Genomic DNA, 18,238 nt, shown 5'->3' with positions numbered 1-18,238 from the left:
TTCACTGCGGACAGAAGGGGGACGGATCGGCAACGGAGCAGACACGATCATGGCGCGCTGGTCCCGCAAGCGCAGTGTCCTCCCAATCACGAAAGGTCTCAACGATGAGAACCCGCCCCACCGTCCTGCTCGGCGCCGTCGCCGTCACGGCCCTGGCCCTCAGCGCCTGTGGCGCGACCGCCGACAAGGCCGGCACCGGCTCGTCCTCCTCCGGTGGCGGCAAGCCGGCCAACGGACTGCAGCTGATGGTCCCCAACGCCCCGGGTGGTGGCTACGACACCACCGCCAGGACCGCCGCCAAGGTGATGGAGTCCCAGAAGATCACCGGCAGCATCCAGGTCTTCAACCTCCCCGGAGCCGGTGGCACGGTCGGCCTCCAGCGCATCGTCAACGAGAAGTCCAACGGCAAGCTGGCCATGCAGATGGGGCTGGGCGTCGTCGGCGCCGCATACACCCAGAAGAGCAAGGCGACCCTCAACCAGACGACGCCCATCGCCAAGCTCATCGAGGAGGCGGGTGCGATCGTCGTACCCAAGGACTCGCCGTACAAGGACATCAACGCGCTCGTGAAGGCGTGGAAGGCCAACCCGAAGAAGTTCCCCGTCGGTGGTGGCTCCTCGCCGGGCGGTCCCGACCACCTCCTGCCGATGCAGCTCGCGAAGGCCGTGGGCATCGACCCGAAGACCGTCAACTACGTGACCTACGACGGTGGCGGCGAGCTCCTTCCGGCCCTGCTCGGCAACAAGATCGCGTTCGGTGCCAGCGGGTTCGGCGAGTTCCTCGACCAGGTGGAGGCCGGCGAGGTCCGGGTCCTGGCCGTGACGAGCGAGCAGCCCATCGAGGCCCTCAAGGACGTCCCCACCCTCAAGAGCAGCGGGATCGACCTCGTCTTCACCAACTGGCGTGGCATCGTCGGGCCTCCCGGCATCTCCGAGGCCGACAGCAAGCAGTGGATCGACGCCCTGACGAAGATGCACGACTCGCAGGCCTGGAAGGACGAGGAGAAGAAGCGCGGCTGGACCGACGCCTTCCAGACCGGCGACGAGTTCGGCGCGTTCCTGAAGCAGCAGGACTCCGACGTCGCGACGATCCTCAAGCAGCTCGGTCTGGCATGACCGACCACCGTCCCAGCGTCATGACGGGGGTGAGGGACCGCGCACAGTTCGGGCTGTGCACGGCCCTCGGCCTTCTGGGCGTGTTCGTCCTGGTCGACGCGAGCCGCATCGGCGCGGCGTCGAGCAGCAACGACCCCATCGGTCCCCGCCCGGTCCCCATCCTGCTCGGCGTGCTCCTGGTCGTGGTCGCGGTGCTGTACGCCGTGGATGTCGCCCGCGGCGGCCGCGGGGAGGAGGAGGCCGGCGAGGACGTCGACCTCTCCACCCGAGCGGACTGGAAGACCATCGTCATGCTGGCCGCCGCGTTCGTCCTGAACGCGCTGCTCATCCAGCCGCTCGGCTGGGTCATCAGCGGCTCGGTCCTCTTCTGGGGCAGCGCCTTCGCCCTCGGGAACCGCCACCACCTCCGCGGCCTGGCCATCGGCATCGCCCTCTCCCTGGCGACGTTCTACGCCTTCGCCATCGGCCTGGGAGTCAACCTCCCGGCCGGCATCCTCCAGGGGATTCTCTGATGGACAACCTCAACCACCTGCTCACCGGCTTCGGCGACGTCCTGACGCCGCTCAACCTCGCGCTGGCGCTCCTCGGCGTGACTGTCGGCACGGGCGTGGGCGTACTTCCCGGCATCGGTCCCGCGATGACGGTCGCGCTCCTGCTGCCCATCACCTACGGGATGCACCCCACCCAGGCGATGATCCTGTTCGCCGGCATCTTCTACGGCGGCATGTACGGCGGCTCGACCACCTCCATCCTGCTCAACACCCCCGGTGAGTCGTCCTCGGTCGTCACTGCCATCGAGGGCAACAAGATGGCCAAGGCCGGACGCGCCGCTCAGGCGCTCGCGACCTCGGCGATCGGGTCGTTCATCGCGGGCACCATCGGCACCATGCTGATCGTCCTCGTCATGCCGCAGGTCGTGAAGTTCGCCATCAGCCTGGGAGCTCCGGAGTACTTCGCGATCATCCTCGTGGCGTTCACCGGTGTGACCGCGGTCCTGGGGTCGTCCAGGCTTCGCGGGTTCGCCGCGCTGCTCGTCGGGCTCACGATCAGCATCGTCGGCATCGACTTCGTCACCGGCCAGCAGCGGCTCACCATGGGCATCCCGCAGCTCGCCGACGGCATCGACGTCGTGGTGGTGGCCGTGGGCATCTTCGCCGTGGGAGAGGCACTGTGGGTGGCAGCGCACCTACGGCACAAGGCAGCCGAGGTCATCCCGGTGGGACAGCCGTGGATGGGCCGCAGCGACTGGCGACGGTCGTGGAAGCCCTGGCTGCGCGGCACCGTGCTGGGGTTCCCCTTCGGCGCCATCCCGGCCGGCGGCGCCGAGATCCCCACGGTGCTGTCGTACATGACGGAGAAGAAGCTCTCCAAGCATCCGGAGGAGTTCGGCAAGGGCGCCATCGAAGGCGTCGCCGGTCCGGAGGCCGCGAACAACGCCTCCGCCGCGGGCACCCTCGTGCCGATGCTCGCGCTCGGCCTGCCGACCAACGCCACGGCGGCGATCATGCTGGCCGCCCTCCAGGGGTACGGCATCGAGCCCGGCCCACTGCTGCTGACGAAGGAGCCCAGGCTCGTCTGGGCCCTCATCGCGAGCCTCTTCATCGGCAACACCCTGCTGCTGGTGCTCAACCTTCCGCTGGCGCCGGCGTGGGCGAAGCTGCTCCAGATCCCCCGGCCGTACCTCTATGCGGGCATCCTCTTCTTCGCGTCGATGGGTGCATACGCGGTGAACGCCCAACCGTTCGACCTCTTCCTCCTGCTGGCCCTCGGGCTCCTGGGGTTCGCGATGCGCCGGTTCGGGCTTCCCGTCCTGCCGCTCATCGTCGGCGTCATCCTCGGCCGGCTCGCCGAGCGGACCGGGCGACAGTCGCTGCAGCTGTCGGGCGGGGACCTGTCGGGCCTCCTGGGCGGGCCGGTGTCGTGGGTGGCGTACGGCGTCGTCGTCCTCGTCCTGGTCTGGCCACTCCTGGCCAAGGCGCTCGTCCGCACCCGTCGATCGGAGGCAGCAGCATGACTGTGCTCGTGGGGTTCGTCCCGAACCCGTTCGGTGAGGCGGCCCTGACGGCCGGGGTGGCGGAGGCGCGGCGGCGCGAGGAGCCGCTGCTCGTCGTCAACATGTCGCGCGACGACGTACTGGCGGACGCGCACCGAGCGGGTGAGGGTGAGCTCGCCAGGGTCCGGCGTGACCTCGACGAGCTCGGGCTGACGTCCGAGGTGCGCCGGATCGAGGAGGGCAACGACCCTTCGGAGGTGCTGCTCGAGGTCGCCGGCGAGGTGGACGCCTCGGTCATCGTGATCGGGCTCCGACACCGCTCGCCGGTGGGCAAGCTCCTGCTCGGCTCGAGCGCGCAGCGCATCCTCCTGGACGCAGCGTGCCCGGTCCTGGCCGTCAAGCCGGCCTGAGGTTCCGACGACCGGGACGGCTACGCTCGGCGGCTGGAGGCGGGCCTTCCGCCTGTCTCCCATCTGAGACGGTATGCCGCCCGCGCGACTCACGCGGGCGGCATACGTCCGCTGCAATGGAGGCATGACCACCACCGCCCTCACCGCGCGAACCGTCACCGTAGGCGTCGGCGCGCTCAGCTTCGACGACGTCGTGGCCGTGGCCCGGCACGACTCCCACGTCGAGCTGGCCGCGGACGCACTCACCGAGGTGCGCCGTAGCCGCTCGGTGGTCGAGGCCCTCGCCGACGACGACCAGCCGCACTACGGCGTGTCCACCGGCTTCGGTGCCCTGGCGACCCGACACATCCCGGTCGAGCTGCGGGCGCAGCTGCAACGCTCGCTCGTGCGCTCGCACGCGGCCGGGTCCGGACCGGAGGTCGAGCGCGAGGTCGTGCGGGCGCTCATGCTCCTGCGCATCTCCACCCTCGCCACCGGCCGGACGGGCATCCGCGAGGAGACGCTGCTGACCTATCTGGCGACCCTGAACGCCGGCATCACTCCCGTCGTCCACGAGTACGGCTCACTCGGCTGCTCCGGCGACCTCGCGCCCCTGTCGCACTGTGCTCTGGCGCTGATGGGCGAGGGCGTCGTCCGGGACGCGAGCGGAGAGCGCATGCCGACGGCCCAGGCGTACGCCGCGGCGGGGATCACCCCGGTCGAGCTGCGTGAGAAGGAGGGTCTGGCCCTCATCAACGGCACCGACGGGATGCTCGGGCAGCTCGTCCTCGCCATCACGGACCTGCGCCGGCTGCTCACCGTCGCCGACATCACCGCTGCCATGAGCGTGGAAGGGCAGCTTGGCACCGACGACGTCTTCCAGGCCGACCTGCACGACCTGCGGCCCCAGCCGGGCCAGGCGCTGTCGGCGAAGAACCTGCGCTCGCTCATGCGGGACAGCGGGATTCGTGAGAGCCATCGCGACCCGCAGGCCTGCACCCGCGTCCAGGACGCCTACTCGCTGCGCTGCTCGCCGCAGGTGGCCGGCGCCGTCCGGGACACCGTGGAGTACGCCGCCCGGGTGGCCGGCTATGAGCTCGCCTCGGCGGTGGACAACCCGGTCGTCACCCTCGACGGCCGGGTGGAGTCCAACGGCAACTTCCACGGCGCCCCGGTGGCGTATGTGCTCGACTTCCTCGCGATCGTCGCGGCCGACCTGGCCTCCATCAGCGAGCGTCGTACCGACCGCTTCCTCGACGCCTCCCGCAACCACGGGCTCAACGCGTTCCTGGCCGACGACCCCGGCGTGGACAGCGGCCACATGATCGCGCAGTACACCCAGGCGGCGATCGTCTCGGAGCTCAAGCGGCTGGCAGCACCCGCCTCAGTGGACTCCATCCCCTCGAGCGCGATGCAGGAGGACCACGTCTCGATGGGCTGGTCCGCCGCTCGGAAGCTTCGCCGGTCGGTCGACGGCCTCACCCGAGTCCTGGCCGTCGAGCTCCTCACCGCAGCTCGGGCCCTGGAGCTGCGGGCACCGCTGGAGCCCGCCCCCGCGACGGCTGCCGTCGTAAGGGCGCTGCGCGAGGCGGGAGCGCCGGCACCCGGACCGGACCGGTTCCTGGCACCCGAGATCGAGACAGCTGTCCAGCTGGTCGCCTCCGGGGCAGTCGTCGCCGCCGCGGAGTCCGTCACCGGCCCCCTCAGCTGACCCACCCGCCATACCGCACCAACCCCGACCCACCACCCGCCCCACCCCAGTACCCCCACCCAGGAAGGACGACGAAAATGGAAGGCGCTCGCCCCGTCCGCGCCCCTCGCGGCACCACGCTCACGGCTCAGCACTGGGGTGCCGAGGCTCCGCTGCGGATGCTCATGAACAACCTCGACCCCGAGAACGCCGAACGCCCTGACGACCTCGTGGTCTACGGCGGCACGGGTCGCGCCGCCCGGGACTGGAAGTCCTTCGACGCGATGGTCCGCACCCTGACGAAGCTCAAGCAGGACGAGACGATGCTCGTCCAGAGCGGACGCCCGGTGGGCGTCATGCAGACGCACGAGTGGGCGCCCCGGGTGCTCATCGCCAACTCCAACCTCGTCGGTGACTGGGCCACCTGGCCCGAGTTCCGCCGGTTGGAGCACCTCGGCCTCACGATGTACGGCCAGATGACGGCCGGCTCGTGGATCTACATCGGTACGCAGGGCATCGTCCAGGGCACCTACGAGACGTTCGCGGCGGTCGCGGAGAAGCGCTTCGGCGGCACGTTGGCGGGCACCCTCACCCTCACCGGCGGCTGCGGCGGTATGGGGGGAGCGCAGCCGTTGGCGGTGACCATGAACGAAGGCGCCTGCCTGATCGTCGACGTGGACGAGTCGAGGCTGCGGCGTCGGGTCGAGCACCGGTACCTCGACGACGTCGCTGCCGACCTGGACGAGGCGATCGAGAAGGCGGTGGCCGCCAAGAACGAGCGCCGCGCCTGGTCGGTCGGGGTGGTGGGCAACGCCGCCGAGATCTTCCCCGAGCTGCTGCGCCGCGGTGTGCCGATCGACATCGTCACCGACCAGACGTCCGCGCACGACCCCCTCTCGTACCTTCCCGAAGGCATCGACCTCGGGGACTGGCACGAGTACGCGGAGAAGAAGCCCGAGGAGTTCACCGACCGGGCGCGCGAGTCGATGGCCAGGCACGTGCAGGCGATGGTGGAGTTCCAGGACGCCGGCGCCGAGGTCTTCGACTACGGCAACTCCATCCGCGACGAGGCGCGCCAGGGCGGCTACGACCGGGCCTTCGAGTTCCCGGGGTTCGTCCCGGCCTACATCCGTCCGCTGTTCTGCGAGGGCAAGGGCCCCTTCCGCTGGGCGGCCCTGTCGGGTGACCCGCGCGACATCGCCGCGACGGACCAGGCCGTCCTCGAGCTGTTCCCCGACAACGACCGGCTGCACAAGTGGATCAGGGGCGCGCAGGAGCGGATCGCCTTCCAGGGACTGCCGGCTCGCATCTGCTGGCTCGGCCAGGGGGAGCGGGACAAGGCGGGTCTGGCCTTCAACGAGCTGGTCCGGACCGGTGCCGTCGCGGCTCCGATCGTCATCGGGCGCGACCACCTCGACACCGGCTCCGTCGCGAGCCCCTACCGCGAGACGGAGTCCATGCTCGACGGGTCGGACGCCATCGCCGACTGGCCGCTGCTGAACGCGCTGGTCAACACCTCCTCGGGCGCGTCGTGGGTCTCCATCCACCACGGTGGCGGGGTCGGCATCGGTCGCTCCCTCCACGCCGGTCAGGTGTCGCTGGCCGACGGCACCGAGCTCGCTGCCCAGAAGCTCGCGCGGGTGCTCACGAACGACCCCGCGATGGGGGTCATCCGCCACGTCGACGCGGGCTACGACATCGCCGAGCGCACTGCACGCGAGCACGGGGTGCGGATCCCGATGCAGGAGAGCTGAGTCCCCCCATCCGGATGGCCGCCTCGGGCTGGGGAGGCGGGTCGGTGCGCGAGCGCGCCGGGCCTCCGGCGGTGCCCAGCCGGCGGGCGTGCACCAGTCACGGCAGTATGGCGCCATGCGCCTGTGGTCCCTGCACCCCCGGTATCTGGACCGGCAGGGGCTGACCGCCGCCTGGCGGGAAGGCCTGCTCGCCCAAGCCGTGCTGGCGGGGCGCACGAAAGGCTATCGGCACCACCCACAGCTGCACCGGTTCCGAGAGGTGGCCGACCCCTCGCGCGCGGTCGGGGACTACCTGTCCGCGCTGCTTCGCGAAGCCGAACGCCGCGGCTACCGGTACGACGCCTCGAAGGTCGAGGCTATGGGCCTCGGAGAACGGATGCCTTTGGCGTCGGGGCAGCTCGCTCACGAGTGGCAGCACCTCGTGCGCAAGCTCCAGGCCCGAAGCCCCCAGTGGCTCGAGGGGCTTGGCCACGTCATCGACGTCGAGCCGCATCCGCTGTTCGTCGTGGTGGCGGGACCAGTGGCGCCCTGGGAGGTCGTGACGGACAGGGGCAGGTAGTGGGCCGGGCCGCTCAGCCCGATAGCGCGGCCGGGTCTGTCACGTCTGCCACCTCGGCGTCGAGGACGGTCACGATGTCGTCCGCCATCGCAGTCGCGGCCACGCCATGCGCTCCCGCCCCGATCGACACCTGCCGCCCGAGGATGGTGGCGTCCGCGACGACCGGCAAGGACGTCGTCGAGCCGAACGGAGTGATGGTCCCGCGTTCGTAGCCGGTGACCTCCTTGGCGGTCTCAGCGTCGGGCATCGACATCCGGTTGACCCCGAGATGGCTGCGCAGCTTCGGCCAGCTGATCTCGCGGTCGCCGGGGACGAGGACGAACAGGTAGTCGTCCTCCGCCCTGCGGACGACGAGGGTCTTGATGATGTGCGCGGGAGCGACCCCTCGGGCCGCCGCCGCCTCCTCGAGTGAGCGCACTCGCCCGTGTCGTGTGACCGTGTGCTCCAGACCGCTCGCCACGAGTGCCGCGGTGGCCCTGCTCTCGGCGTCGCTCATGGAGTCAGCGTAGGCGGCAGGGCGATCCCCGGCGCGCCGCCATCGTCTCCTATTCCAGACACAAGGTCGTCGCCAACGCCTGCGGGCCGCTCTCGGGGTGTGGAATGGTCACACCGGTGGATCGGCAACCGTCGCAGGAGAGGACATCGTGAGCTTCGAGTCGATGTGGGCTGACCTCCAGCCGGTGGGCCGCAGCGCTCACTCCGGCGGCTACCGGCGGTTCGCCTGGACCCGGACCGACCACGACCTGCGCGAGTGGTTCGCGGGTGAGTGCACCGCACGAGGACTGGACGTCACCGACGACCGGATGGGCAACCAGTGGGCCTGGTGGGGAGAGCCGGACGACGCCGCACGCCGAGGGGACAAGGGCGTCGTCACCGGCTCGCACCTGGACAGCGTTCCCGATGGTGGCGCGTTCGACGGTCCGCTCGGCGTGGTCAGCGCGTTCGCTGCGCTGGACGTGCTGCGCGACAACGGGTTCCAGCCGGCGCGTCCCATCGGCATCGTCAACTTCGTCGACGAGGAGGGCGCTCGCTTCGGTGTGGCGTGCGCCGGTTCCCGGGTGATCACCGGAGCCATGACGGCCGACCGTGCGCGCGGCCTCACGGACGCGGACGGCGTGACGATGGCGGAGGCCCTGGAGGCAGCAGGCCGGGACGCCCGCCACCTCGGCCGAGACGACGAGACGCTGGGGCGCATCGGTGCCTTCGTCGAGCTGCATGTCGAACAGGGCCGGGGCCTGGTCGACCTCGAGAACCCGGTCGCCGTCGCGACCGACATCTGGCCGCACGGCAGGTGGCGGCTCGACTTCCCGGGTGAGGCGAACCATGCGGGCACGACCCGGCTGGAGGACCGCCAGGACGCGATGCTCGGCTACGCGGGGGCCGTGCTGGCCGCCCGGGAAGCCGCCATCAGCCACGGCTGTGTAGCGACCATCGGGAAGGTCGAGGTCACACCGGGAGGGGTGAACGCGATCCCCAGCGCGGTCACCGGGTGGCTCGACGCCCGGGGAGCCAGCCCGCGTGCGGTCCGTCGTGCGGTTGCGGACGTCCGCTCGATGGTGGAGCAGGCGGGAGGTCACGTCACCGAGGAGTCGTGGACGCCCTCGACCCCCTTCGACCCGGCCCTGAGCGACCGCGTGCGCGACCGGCTCGGCGGAGTACCGATGTTGGGCACCGGCGCCGGCCACGACGCGGGCATCCTCGCGAACGCCGGCATCCGCACCGCGATGCTCTTCGTCCGCAACCCCACGGGGGTCTCGCACTCCCCTCTGGAGTTCGCGGAGCTGTCCGACTGCCTGGAGGGGGTCGCCGCGTTGGGCGCGGTGCTGGAGGACCTCGCGGGGGCGCCGGCGTGACGACCTACTGGGCGGAGCACGCCTGGCTGCCGACAGGGCTGGCAGCCGACGTGCGGTTCGGAGTCGTCGACGGACGCTTCACCGCGGTCCAGCGACGCGCCCGCCCGGCGGACGGCGACCAGCGCCTGCGCGGCGTCCTGCTCCCCGGGCTGGCCAACGCCCACAGCCATGCCTTCCACCGCGCGCTGCGCGGGCGCACGCACGGGGACGGTGGCAACTTCTGGACGTGGCGCCAGCAGATGTATGCCGTGACCCGCCACCTCACCCCGGACACCTATCTGGCGCTGGCGCGCGCGGTGTACGCGGAGATGGCCCTGTCCGGGACGACCGCCGTGGGCGAGTTCCACTACCTCCACCACGACCGGACGGGCCATCGTTACGGCGACGCCAACGCCATGGGGCAGGCCCTCATGGAAGCCGCGCGCGAGGCGGGGATCCGGCTCACCCTGCTGGACACCTGCTACCTCGCGGGAGGACTCACCGGCGAGGGCCACGTCCCGCTCGACGACGTGCAGCGCAGGTTCACCGACGGCGACGTCGACACCTGGGCGGCACGGGTGGCGGCCCTCGCCCCGGACGAGACGACCCGGATCGGCGCCGCGGTCCACTCCGTGCGCGCGGTCCCGCGCGAGCAGCTCGCGGCGATGGCCGAGGTGACCCGCGGTCGGGTCGTCCACGCTCACGTCAGCGAGCAGCCGGGGGAGAACCTCGCCACCCAGATGTACTACGGCGCCACCCCGGCCGAGCTCCTCGCCGAAGCCGGTCTCCTCACGCCCCGCTTCAGCGCGGTCCACGCCACCCACCTCACCGACCACGACGTCGAGCTGCTCGGTGCGGCGAGAGCAACGGCGTGCTTCTGCCCCACCACCGAGCGCGACCTGGCCGACGGGATCGGGCCGGCGCGCCGCCTGGTCGAGGCAGGCGCACGACTCTCCCTCGGCTCCGACCAGCACGCCGTCATCGACCCGTTCGAGGAGCTGCGGGGCCTGGAGATGCACGAGCGACTGCAGAGCAACGAGCGCGGCCGGTTCACTCCCGAGGAGCTGCTCGCGACCGCGTCCGTCGAGGGCTACCGGAGCCTGCACTGGCACGACGCCGGTCAGATCGCCGACGGGCAACGCGCCGACTTCGTCCTCGTGCGCACCGACACCGTGAACACCGCGGGCTGCAAGGCCGGCCAGATCCTGTACTGCGCCACCCGCGCCGACGTCTCACAGGTCGTCGTCGGTGGCCGCTCCGTCGTCGAGGAGGGCCGTCACGTCCTGGGCGATGTGGCCGCCCTGCTCACCAAGGCGCTCTCGGACGTGCGGGACCACCAGTGAGCAGCATCCTGGTGACCGGCATCGCCGAGCTCGTCACCTGCGACGGCACTGGCGTCGACGGCTTGGGCCTGCGCCGCGACGCCTCGCTCGTCGTGGACGACGGGGTCGTCGCCTGGCTCGGCGGCAGCAGCGCCCCTCCGGCCACCGACCGTCGCGTCGACCTCGACGGCGGGACCCTGTTGCCCGGCTTCGTCGACTCCCACTCGCACCTGGTCTTCGCAGGCGACCGGGGCCAGGAGTTCGCCGCGCGGATGGCGGGCACGCCGTACGACGGGGGCGGCATCGGCGTCTCCGTGGCGGCCACCCGCAAGGCCTCGGACGACGAGCTGCGCGCGCTCCTTGCCGCCAGGGTCGCCGAGATGCGCGCCCAGGGCACGACCACCGTGGAGATCAAGAGCGGCTACGGGCTCACGGTCGAGGACGAGGCCCGCGCCCTGCGCCTCGCGCAAGAGGTGACGCCCGAGACGACGTTCTTGGGCGCGCACGTCGTACCGCCTGAGTATGCCGACGACCGGTCCGCCTATCTCGACCTCGTCAGGGGGCCCATGCTCGAGGCCGCGGCTCCGTACGCCCGGTGGGTCGACGTCTTCTGCGAGCCGCACTCCAGCCACGCCTTCACGGCGCAGGAGTCCCGAGAGGTCCTCCTGGCGGGCAGGGCCGCCGGGCTGGAGCTTCGCGTGCACGGCAACCAGCTCGGACTCGGCCCCGGCGTTCAGCTCGCCGTCGAGCTCGGCGCGGCCAGCGTGGACCACTGCACCTTCCTCTCGCAGTCCGACGTCGACGCCCTCGTCGACGCCTCCGACACGACCGTCGCCACGCTGCTGCCCGGGGTGGAGTTCTCCACCCGCTCGCCCTACCCGGACGCGGCCGCCCTCCTGCGCGCAGGGGTCTCGGTGGCCTTGGCCACCGACTGCAACCCCGGCACCTGCTACTCCTCGTCCATGCCGTTCGTCATCGCGCTCGCGGTACGCGAGATGGGGATGACGCCGGGCCAGGCGGTCTACGCCGCCACGGCAGGTGCCGCGAAGGCGTTGCGCCGCCAGGACCTCGGCCGCATCGGGGTAGGCGGGGTCGCAGACCTGACGGTCCTCGACGCGCCGTCACACGTGCACCTGTCCTACCGCGCCGGCGTGCCGATCGCCCGCGCGCTGGAGACGACCTAGGCGCCGCCCTTCTGCATCTGCTTGGGCAGGTGCCCGGCCGACTTCTCGTAGTAGGCCGCGGCCTTGCGCGTGGCCGCGACCCTCGCCGCCCCGGCTGCCAGGCCGGTGAGCGCCGCGAAGGCCAAGGCGTCCTTCCACGGGGTGCGCGGGTCCCGGGGGTCCACGATCTCGTCCCTACCGGCCCTCTTCCAGAGCTGGGTCACCACCTTGTTGGCGACGATGCTGGCCAGGATCGCCGACCCCGTACCGAGAACTCGCCAGACCAGTGGCCCCATGCCGATCACCCTCCAGAAGTCGCGCTGCACGTCGCTCCCACCCTGCCACAGCGTGGAGTAATGTTCGCAGGGTAACGACAGGGGAGCGCGTGAGCGCTGAGAGTGCGGGCGACCGCAGACCCTCACACCTGATCCGGTTCGCACCGGCGTAGGGAGTCGAGATCTCAGGCACCTGTCGGGCGACGCACGCAGGTGCCCGTCCGGCAGAGGCTTCCCCGAGGTATCCATCGGATCCCACGGGAGGAACATCATGAGCACCACAGAGGACCGCTCCGACGCGGTCACCGACGCCGGCCTGCCGGCGTCAAGCCCCGCCAGGACGCCAGCCAGGACGGGCGGCTCGTCCCCTGCCCCTCGGAGCCGTCGGCGCAGCATCCGCGCCGCGGCCCCCCTCTGGCAGTGGCGGACCGTCGACCTTCTCACCACCGCCTTCCTCGGCGCCGCCTTCGGCGTCGCGTACTGGGCCTGGGGCCTCGCGTACGCCGCCCCCGCCACCGGCCTCGAGGCCGTGTTCCCGCCCCTGCAAGGGGTCACGGGCGCACCGTGGCTCGTGGCGGGCGTCATCGGCGGCCTCGTCATCCGGCGGCCGGGGGCAGCGTTGGGGTGCGAGGTCGTGGCCGCCCTGGTCTCGATGCTTCCTGGCACGAAGTGGGGCACGGCCACGCTCGTCTCGGGCGTCCTCCAGGGCCTAGGAGCGGAGCTGGCGTTCCTCCTCCTCGGCTATGCGGTGTTCGGGGTGGGGGCTGCGCTGCTCGCCGGCGCCCTCGCCGCACCGTTGGAGGCCGTCTACGAGTGGGGGACCTACTGGACCGACTGGGGCATGGGCTACAAGCTCGCGTACGGAGCCATCCTGACCGTGTCCGGCGCCGTGGTCGCCGGCGGGCTGGGCTGGCTGCTCACCCGGGGGCTGGCCCGGGCCGGCGCCCTCAACGCGTTCCCTCCGGGACAGGAAGTGCGGGAGCAACGCGCTGTCTGAGCGCCCCGGCCGGGTCGAGGTCCGCGGGCTGACCTGGCGCCCTTACGGACGCCGTGAGCCGGTGCTCGCGGGCCTGGACCTGGACCTGCCACCGGGACAGCGAGTCCTGCTCGTCGGCCCCAGCGGGTCGGGGAAGTCCACGCTGCTGCGCGGCCTTGCCGGGCTCCTCGAGGTCGCCGACTCGGGCGAGCGGGCAGGCAGGGTGCTCGTGGACGGTGCCGACCCGTGCGCTCGGGCCGGCACCGTCGGGCTGGTCCTGCAGGAGCCCGGTGCCGGCGTCGTCTCTGCCACCGTCGGCCGCGACGTCGCCTTCGGCCTGGAGAACATCGGTCTCCCGCCAGACCAGATGCCGCCGCGGGTCGCCGCGGCACTTGCAGCGGTGCGTCTCACCATGCCGCAGGACACGCCGACGCATGCGCTGTCCGGGGGTGAGCAGCAACGGCTGGCCCTGGCCGGCGCCCTGGCGCTGGAGCCGTCCCTCCTGCTCCTCGACGAGCCCACCGCCATGCTGGACCCGGAGAACGCTGCGTCCGTGCGCGCCAGCGTCGAGGAGCTGGCCACCTCGCGCCGGCTCAGCACAGTGGTCGTGGAGCACCACCTCGGGCCCTGGTTGCCGTTCGCGGACCGGCTTGTCGTCCTCGACGCCGGTGGGCGGCTCGTCGCAGATGGTCCACCGCAGGACGTCCTCGCCGCTCAGGGTGACGCCCTGCTGGCCCAGGGGATCTGGGTACCGGGGTACGAGGACCCCCGGCCCGGCGCCATACCGCCGGGTCTCTTCACTGCCGGACGGCTCGGGGCCAACGTCGTCGCCCTGGACGCCGCGGACGTGACGGTGACCCGGCGAGTGCCGCGGCTCGACGGGTCCACCAGCACGACCGTCGCGGTGCAGTCGCAGTGGCTCCAGGCCCGGACAGGCCAGGTCCACGCGCTCGTCGGCCCCAGCGGCTCCGGCAAGTCGACGCTCATGCTCGCTCTGGCGGGGCTCCTCGACACCGACGACGGGACGGTCCGCGCCCACCCCCACCTGCTCGCCGGTCACCGCGACGGGAGCCGGAACCCGCGGGACTGGGACACTGTGGAGCTCGCCACCTCGCTGGCCTGGGTGCCGCAGTGGGCCAGCTCGACCCTTGTCGCCCACACGGTCCTGGACGAGGTGATGACCACCTCTCGAGCCTTGGGGCTCGTGGAGTCCGAGGCGCGCGAGCGGGCGCACCGGCTGCTCGTCGTCCTCGGTCTGGACCACCTGCAGCAGGTCGACCCGCGGCACCTGTCCGGCGGCGAGCAGCGTCGGCTCGCGATGGCGTCGGCGGTCGTCCACCAGCCGGCGGTGCTGCTCGCCGACGAGGCGACGGTGGGCCTGGACCGGCTCACCTGGGCGGCGGTGATGGGACTGGTGGAGGGGCTCCGTGACGCCGACGTGGCAGTGGTCCTCACCACGCACGACGAGGCCGTCATCGCGCGGGCGGACCGCGCCACCGCGTTGACCCGGCCCTCCCAGCCGCCGGCCCGCGCGGTCCATCGGCGTCCCCTCGTCGCTCGGTGTGGACCCCTGTCGCTGCTCGCCGCCTCCGCTCTGGCCATCCCCGCCGGTGTCGTGTCGCCGCACTGGCAGGCCAGCCTGGCGCTGCTGGCCCTGCAGATGCTGCTCGCACTGTTGGGCCTCGCGGCGCCCGGCCGCGGGCCCGCACCTCGTGGACGGGTCAGGGCAGTGGCCGCGCGGATGGTGCCCGGACTGCTGGGCGGCGGCTCCGTGGCGTGGTCCACGTGGCTGCTCGGTGGTCACCAGGTCTCGCTGGCAGCCACCGGTTGCCTTCGGGTGCTGGTCATCGTCTTCCCGTCCGCGGTGCTCGTCCAGTACGTCGACGCCGACGCTCTCGGGGACCACCTCGCCCAGCTCGTCCACCTGCCCGCTCGGCCAGTGGTCGCCCTCGCGGCGGCCCTTCAGCGCGTCCACACGTTCGGCGACGTCTGGGCCGAGATCGGTCGGGCAAGGAGGGTTCGAGGGGTGGGTGCCACGGCGCGCTCGCCGAGGTCGGTCCTGGCGCAGCTCTCGGCGCTGACGGTAGGGATGCTGGTCCGGTCGCTCCAGGCCGCGGCGGCCCTCGCCGTCGCGATGGACGCCCGGGGGTTCGCCACTGCCCAGCGCCGGACGTGGGCCGCCCCCGCCCGTTGGCGAGCCGCCGACACGGTCCTCCTGCTCGCCGCCCTGTGCCCCCTGGTGCTCGCCTGGCAGTGGAGCGCGTGGCCATGGAGACCCTGGCGGTAGGAGGGATGAACAGGCGTTGCGCCCTTCCCCTTGTGCCGGGCGCGACCCCGGAGGAAGGTGACCCCATGAACCGGGTCAGTGACGCGGGCCGGCCCTCCTCGCCGGAGGAGATCCGCAACGTGGTGATGGTCGGAGCGAGCGGCGCAGGCAAGACCGCGCTCTTCGAAGCGCTCACGGCGGCCCGGGTTCCGGGCCGTCGTTCGCGTGAGGGAGCCCCGCCGCCGACGGTGGTCCTGGCTGCCGCGGCGCTGCCCACGGGAGCCGTCACGGTGAACCTCGTCGACACCCCTGGGCAGCCGGACTTCGTCGGAGATGTCCGGGCAGGTCTACGTGCCGCCGACGCGGCCCTCTTCGTCGTGTCGGCCGCTGACGGCGTCGACGAGCGGACCCGGCTGCTGTGGCGCGAGTGCGACGCGGTTGGTATGCCGCGAGCCGTGGCCGTCACCCACCTCGAGCAGGCCCGGGCCGACTTCGAGGCGACCGTGACCGCGTGCCAGCGCGCCTTCGGTGACGCCGAGCCGCTTGCCCTGCCGCTCGTCGTGGACGGCGCCGTGGTCGGGCTCCTCAACCTGCTCCGCCGGAGCGTCACCGACCACCGCGAGGGGGACGGTGCGGCAGACCGGGAGGCCACCCCGGACGAGGCCGAGCTGATCGACGCCCAGCGGGGTGACCTCATCGAGTCGGTCATCGAGGAGTCGGAGGACGAGTCGCTCCTCGAGCGCTACCTCGGCGGCGAGGAGGTGGACACGGACACGGTCTCCGAGGACCTGCGTACGGCCATCGCGACGGCCAGGTTCTTCCCCATCCTCCCCACGCACGCGCCGTCGGGCGTGGGCGTCGAGGCCCTGCTCGAGCTGTGCGAACACGGCTTCCCGTCGCCGGCCTCCGCCGCGATCCCCACCGTCTACACCCCTGCCGGCGCCGGCTTCGGGCCGGTGACCTGTGACCCGGACGGCCCGTTGGTGGCCGAGGTCGTCCGGACGACGACCGACCCCTTCGTGGGGCGGCTGTCCCTGGTCCGGGTGTTCTCCGGGACCCTGCGTCCGGACGAGCCGGTGCACGTGTCCGGGCACCTCCAGCACTTCGCGAGCCACCTGGTGGAGGAGCACGCCGACCACGACTCCGACGACGAGCGGGTGGGGCCCCTTGCCGTACCCGTCGGAGACGACACCAGGCCGACCACGGCCGCCATCGCCGGGGACATCGTCCTGGTGAGCAAGCTGTCTGCGGCCGAGACGTCCGACACGCTCTCCCACAAGGACCGCCCCGCCCTCGTGGAGCCCTGGGCGCTGCCGAACCCGTTGCTGCCCGTCGCCGTCCATGCGAAGTCCAAGGGGGACGAGGACAAGCTCGCGCATGCCCTCCAGCGTCTCGTGGCCGAGGACGTCACGATGCGCCTGGAGCACAACGCCGAGACACACCAGCTCGTGCTCTGGGCGATGGGCCCCGCCCACGTGGACCAGCTGATCGAGGCGCTGTCGTCGCGGTACCACGTGGCCGTGGAGGTCGAGCCCGTGCGCACCTCGCTCCGTGAGACGTTCGTCCGGCCGACGAAGGTCCAGGGCAGGCTGGTGAAGCAGTCCGGTGGCCACGGCCAGTACGCCGTGTGCCACCTGGAGATCGAGCCGCTCAACCGCGGCGCTGGGGTCGAGTTCGTCGACAAGGTCGTGGGCGGTGCCGTGCCCCGGCAGTTCATCCCGTCCGTGGAGAAGGGGGTGCGCACCCAGCTCGAGAAGGGCGTGCTGGCCGGGTACCCGGTCGTCGACGTGCGGGTCACGCTCGTCGACGGCAAGGCGCACTCAGTGGACTCCTCGGACATGGCCTTCCAGACCGCTGCCGGAATCGCCCTGCGCGAGGCGGCCAACGACGCCACCGTGGCGATGCTGGAGCCGGTGGACTCGGTCCGCATCGAGGTGCCGGACGAGGCGGTGGGCAGCGTGCTGGCCGACCTGCGCGGTCGGCGCGGGCAGGTGCACGGGACCGAGCCGGCCGAGGTGCCGGGCCGGACCGTGATCCAGGCGGAGGTGCCGGCCCACGAGCTGTCCAGGTACCCCGTCGAGCTGCGCTCGGTCTCGCATGGCACGGGCACCTTCAGCCGCTCGTTCGTCCGGTACGACTACATGCCGCCCGCGCTCGCGCGCGAGCTCGCGGCCGGCCCTGCCTGACCTGCGCCAGTGCCGGCCTAGGGCGAGCGCAGAAGCACAGAGCTGTCTCGACGAGGCTGGGTCAGTCGGGTGTCGCCATGGGGTGCTCGGTCCGACCGCGCCGGGCCAGGTACCCATGCCAGAGCAGGCGTGCAGCGGTCGAGCGGTAGGGACGCCAGCGCTCGCCAAGGTCGAGCAGCTCATGCCGGGTCGGCGCGGCCGCCATTCCCAGCGTCTCCGCGACGGCCACCTGCAGCGCCCGGTCGCCGACCGGCCACACGTCAGGACGCCCCAGGCACGCCAGCAGGTAGACGTCGGCGGTCCACCGACCGATGCCGGGCAGGGTCGTCAGGGTCGCCCGAACCGTCGGGTCGTCGAGCTCTGCGAGCCCGGGCAGGTCCACGGCCCCAGACTGGACGGCAGTGGCCAGAGCCCGCAGGTACCGGTCCTTCTGACGCGAGACGCCGTCGCTGCGCAGCTCCGCCGCGGACGTGGCCAGCAGCGTCGCGGGCGTCAGGTGGCCCGTTCGCCTCACGACCCTCCGGTAGGCCGCCGCCGCGGAGGCGAGAGAGACCTGCTGCTCGAGGATGAACAGGACGAGGGTCGGGAAGCCGGCCGGGCGCAGCCAGAGCTCCGGCATGCCGTGCTCCTCGACCACGCGGGCCAGGTCCGCGTCGCGCCTCACCAGCTCGTCGGCGGTAGCCGCGAACGTGGCTTCGTCCACCCGACCTCCTCGCCG

Annotated in this window: 16 protein-coding genes and 1 riboswitch; of the genes, 13 read left to right on the top strand and 3 right to left on the bottom strand. The window is 72.0% G+C overall.

Annotation, left to right across the window (positions count from 1 at the left end; genetic code table 11):
* Window positions 1–104 precede the first annotated feature (104 nt).
* The 7 genes from PHA84_RS04975 to PHA84_RS04945 all read left to right on the top strand — a co-directional run bounded on the left by PHA84_RS04975 (window position 105) and on the right by PHA84_RS04945 (window position 7,500).
* Window positions 105–1,115, top strand: a complete 1,011-nt coding sequence (locus PHA84_RS04975) for a Bug family tripartite tricarboxylate transporter substrate binding protein (protein ID WP_270886990.1) — start codon at window positions 105–107, stop codon at window positions 1,113–1,115.
* The gene (locus tag PHA84_RS04970) at window positions 1,112–1,627 is read left to right on the top strand and encodes a tripartite tricarboxylate transporter TctB family protein (protein WP_270886989.1); all 516 of its coding nucleotides are present in this window, start codon (window positions 1,112–1,114) and stop codon (window positions 1,625–1,627) included. The genes PHA84_RS04975 and PHA84_RS04970 overlap by 4 nt, the downstream gene beginning before the upstream one ends.
* On the top strand, window positions 1,627–3,129 hold the full coding sequence (locus PHA84_RS04965; protein ID WP_270886988.1) for a tripartite tricarboxylate transporter permease: 1,503 nt from the start codon (window positions 1,627–1,629) through the stop codon (window positions 3,127–3,129). Before PHA84_RS04970 ends, PHA84_RS04965 begins: the two co-directional genes overlap by 1 nt.
* Window positions 3,126–3,518, top strand: a complete 393-nt coding sequence (locus PHA84_RS04960) for a universal stress protein (RefSeq protein WP_270886987.1) — start codon at window positions 3,126–3,128, stop codon at window positions 3,516–3,518. The genes PHA84_RS04965 and PHA84_RS04960 overlap by 4 nt, the downstream gene beginning before the upstream one ends.
* Before the next feature lie 124 nt (window positions 3,519–3,642).
* Window positions 3,643–5,208, top strand: a complete 1,566-nt coding sequence (gene hutH, locus PHA84_RS04955; protein ID WP_270886986.1) for a histidine ammonia-lyase — start codon at window positions 3,643–3,645, stop codon at window positions 5,206–5,208.
* A 77-nt stretch (window positions 5,209–5,285) separates the two neighbouring features.
* Window positions 5,286–6,941: a urocanate hydratase gene (gene hutU / locus PHA84_RS04950; protein WP_270886985.1), complete on the top strand. Its 1,656-nt coding sequence runs from the start codon at window positions 5,286–5,288 to the stop codon at window positions 6,939–6,941.
* A gap of 115 nt (window positions 6,942–7,056) precedes the next feature.
* Window positions 7,057–7,500: a pyrimidine dimer DNA glycosylase/endonuclease V gene (locus PHA84_RS04945; protein ID WP_270886984.1), complete on the top strand. Its 444-nt coding sequence runs from the start codon at window positions 7,057–7,059 to the stop codon at window positions 7,498–7,500.
* Between the two features lie 13 nt (window positions 7,501–7,513).
* Here PHA84_RS04945 and PHA84_RS04940 read toward each other — a convergent pair whose 3' ends face one another.
* Entirely contained in the window at window positions 7,514–7,996 is a 483-nt protein-coding gene (locus tag PHA84_RS04940; protein ID WP_270886983.1) for an aminoacyl-tRNA deacylase, read from the bottom strand.
* 163 nt (window positions 7,997–8,159) lie between these two features.
* Between PHA84_RS04940 and PHA84_RS04935 the strand changes: the two genes are divergently transcribed.
* Genes PHA84_RS04935 through hutI form a run of 3 tightly spaced genes read left to right on the top strand, consistent with a single transcriptional unit; the run spans window position 8,160 to window position 11,838 of the window.
* Entirely contained in the window at window positions 8,160–9,353 is a 1,194-nt protein-coding gene (locus tag PHA84_RS04935; RefSeq protein ID WP_270887117.1) for an allantoate amidohydrolase, read from the top strand.
* Window positions 9,350–10,675, top strand: coding sequence for a formimidoylglutamate deiminase (locus tag PHA84_RS04930; protein WP_270886982.1), 1,326 nt, complete (start codon window positions 9,350–9,352; stop codon window positions 10,673–10,675). The genes PHA84_RS04935 and PHA84_RS04930 overlap by 4 nt, the downstream gene beginning before the upstream one ends.
* On the top strand, window positions 10,672–11,838 hold the full coding sequence (gene hutI / locus PHA84_RS04925) for an imidazolonepropionase (RefSeq protein ID WP_270886981.1): 1,167 nt from the start codon (window positions 10,672–10,674) through the stop codon (window positions 11,836–11,838). The genes PHA84_RS04930 and hutI overlap by 4 nt, the downstream gene beginning before the upstream one ends.
* On the opposite strand, the gene PHA84_RS04920 is transcribed toward hutI, so the two are convergent.
* Window positions 11,835–12,143: a DUF4235 domain-containing protein gene (locus tag PHA84_RS04920; RefSeq protein WP_270886980.1), complete on the bottom strand. Its 309-nt coding sequence runs from the start codon at window positions 12,141–12,143 to the stop codon at window positions 11,835–11,837. The two genes, hutI and PHA84_RS04920, sit on opposite strands and share 4 nt — an antisense overlap.
* Window positions 12,144–12,182: 39 nt before the next feature.
* A riboswitch (TPP riboswitch) is annotated at window positions 12,183–12,285 on the top strand.
* A 78-nt stretch (window positions 12,286–12,363) separates the two neighbouring features.
* Between PHA84_RS04920 and PHA84_RS04915 the strand changes: the two genes are divergently transcribed.
* From PHA84_RS04915 to PHA84_RS04905, 3 genes are all read left to right on the top strand, one after another.
* The gene (locus tag PHA84_RS04915) at window positions 12,364–13,089 is read left to right on the top strand and encodes an ECF transporter S component (protein ID WP_270886979.1); all 726 of its coding nucleotides are present in this window, start codon (window positions 12,364–12,366) and stop codon (window positions 13,087–13,089) included.
* Window positions 13,090–13,150: 61 nt separating this feature from the next.
* Entirely contained in the window at window positions 13,151–15,355 is a 2,205-nt protein-coding gene (locus PHA84_RS04910) for an ATP-binding cassette domain-containing protein (RefSeq protein WP_270886978.1), read from the top strand.
* A gap of 65 nt (window positions 15,356–15,420) precedes the next feature.
* Window positions 15,421–17,520 (top strand): elongation factor G-like protein EF-G2, encoded by a 2,100-nt coding sequence (locus PHA84_RS04905; protein ID WP_270886977.1) that lies wholly within the window; start codon window positions 15,421–15,423, stop codon window positions 17,518–17,520.
* 61 nt (window positions 17,521–17,581) lie between these two features.
* Here the strand turns inward: PHA84_RS04905 and PHA84_RS04900 are convergent, their stop codons facing one another.
* Window positions 17,582–18,223: a DNA-3-methyladenine glycosylase family protein gene (locus PHA84_RS04900; RefSeq protein ID WP_270886976.1), complete on the bottom strand. Its 642-nt coding sequence runs from the start codon at window positions 18,221–18,223 to the stop codon at window positions 17,582–17,584.
* Between the last annotated feature and the right edge of the window lie 15 nt (window positions 18,224–18,238).

It is taken from the genome of Pedococcus sp. 5OH_020 (assembly GCF_027812955.1).
Taxonomy (GTDB): Bacteria; Actinomycetota; Actinomycetes; order Actinomycetales; family Dermatophilaceae; genus Pedococcus.
Note: the sequence above shows the minus strand (reverse complement) of the source record. Positions and strands in the feature narration are given on the sequence as shown.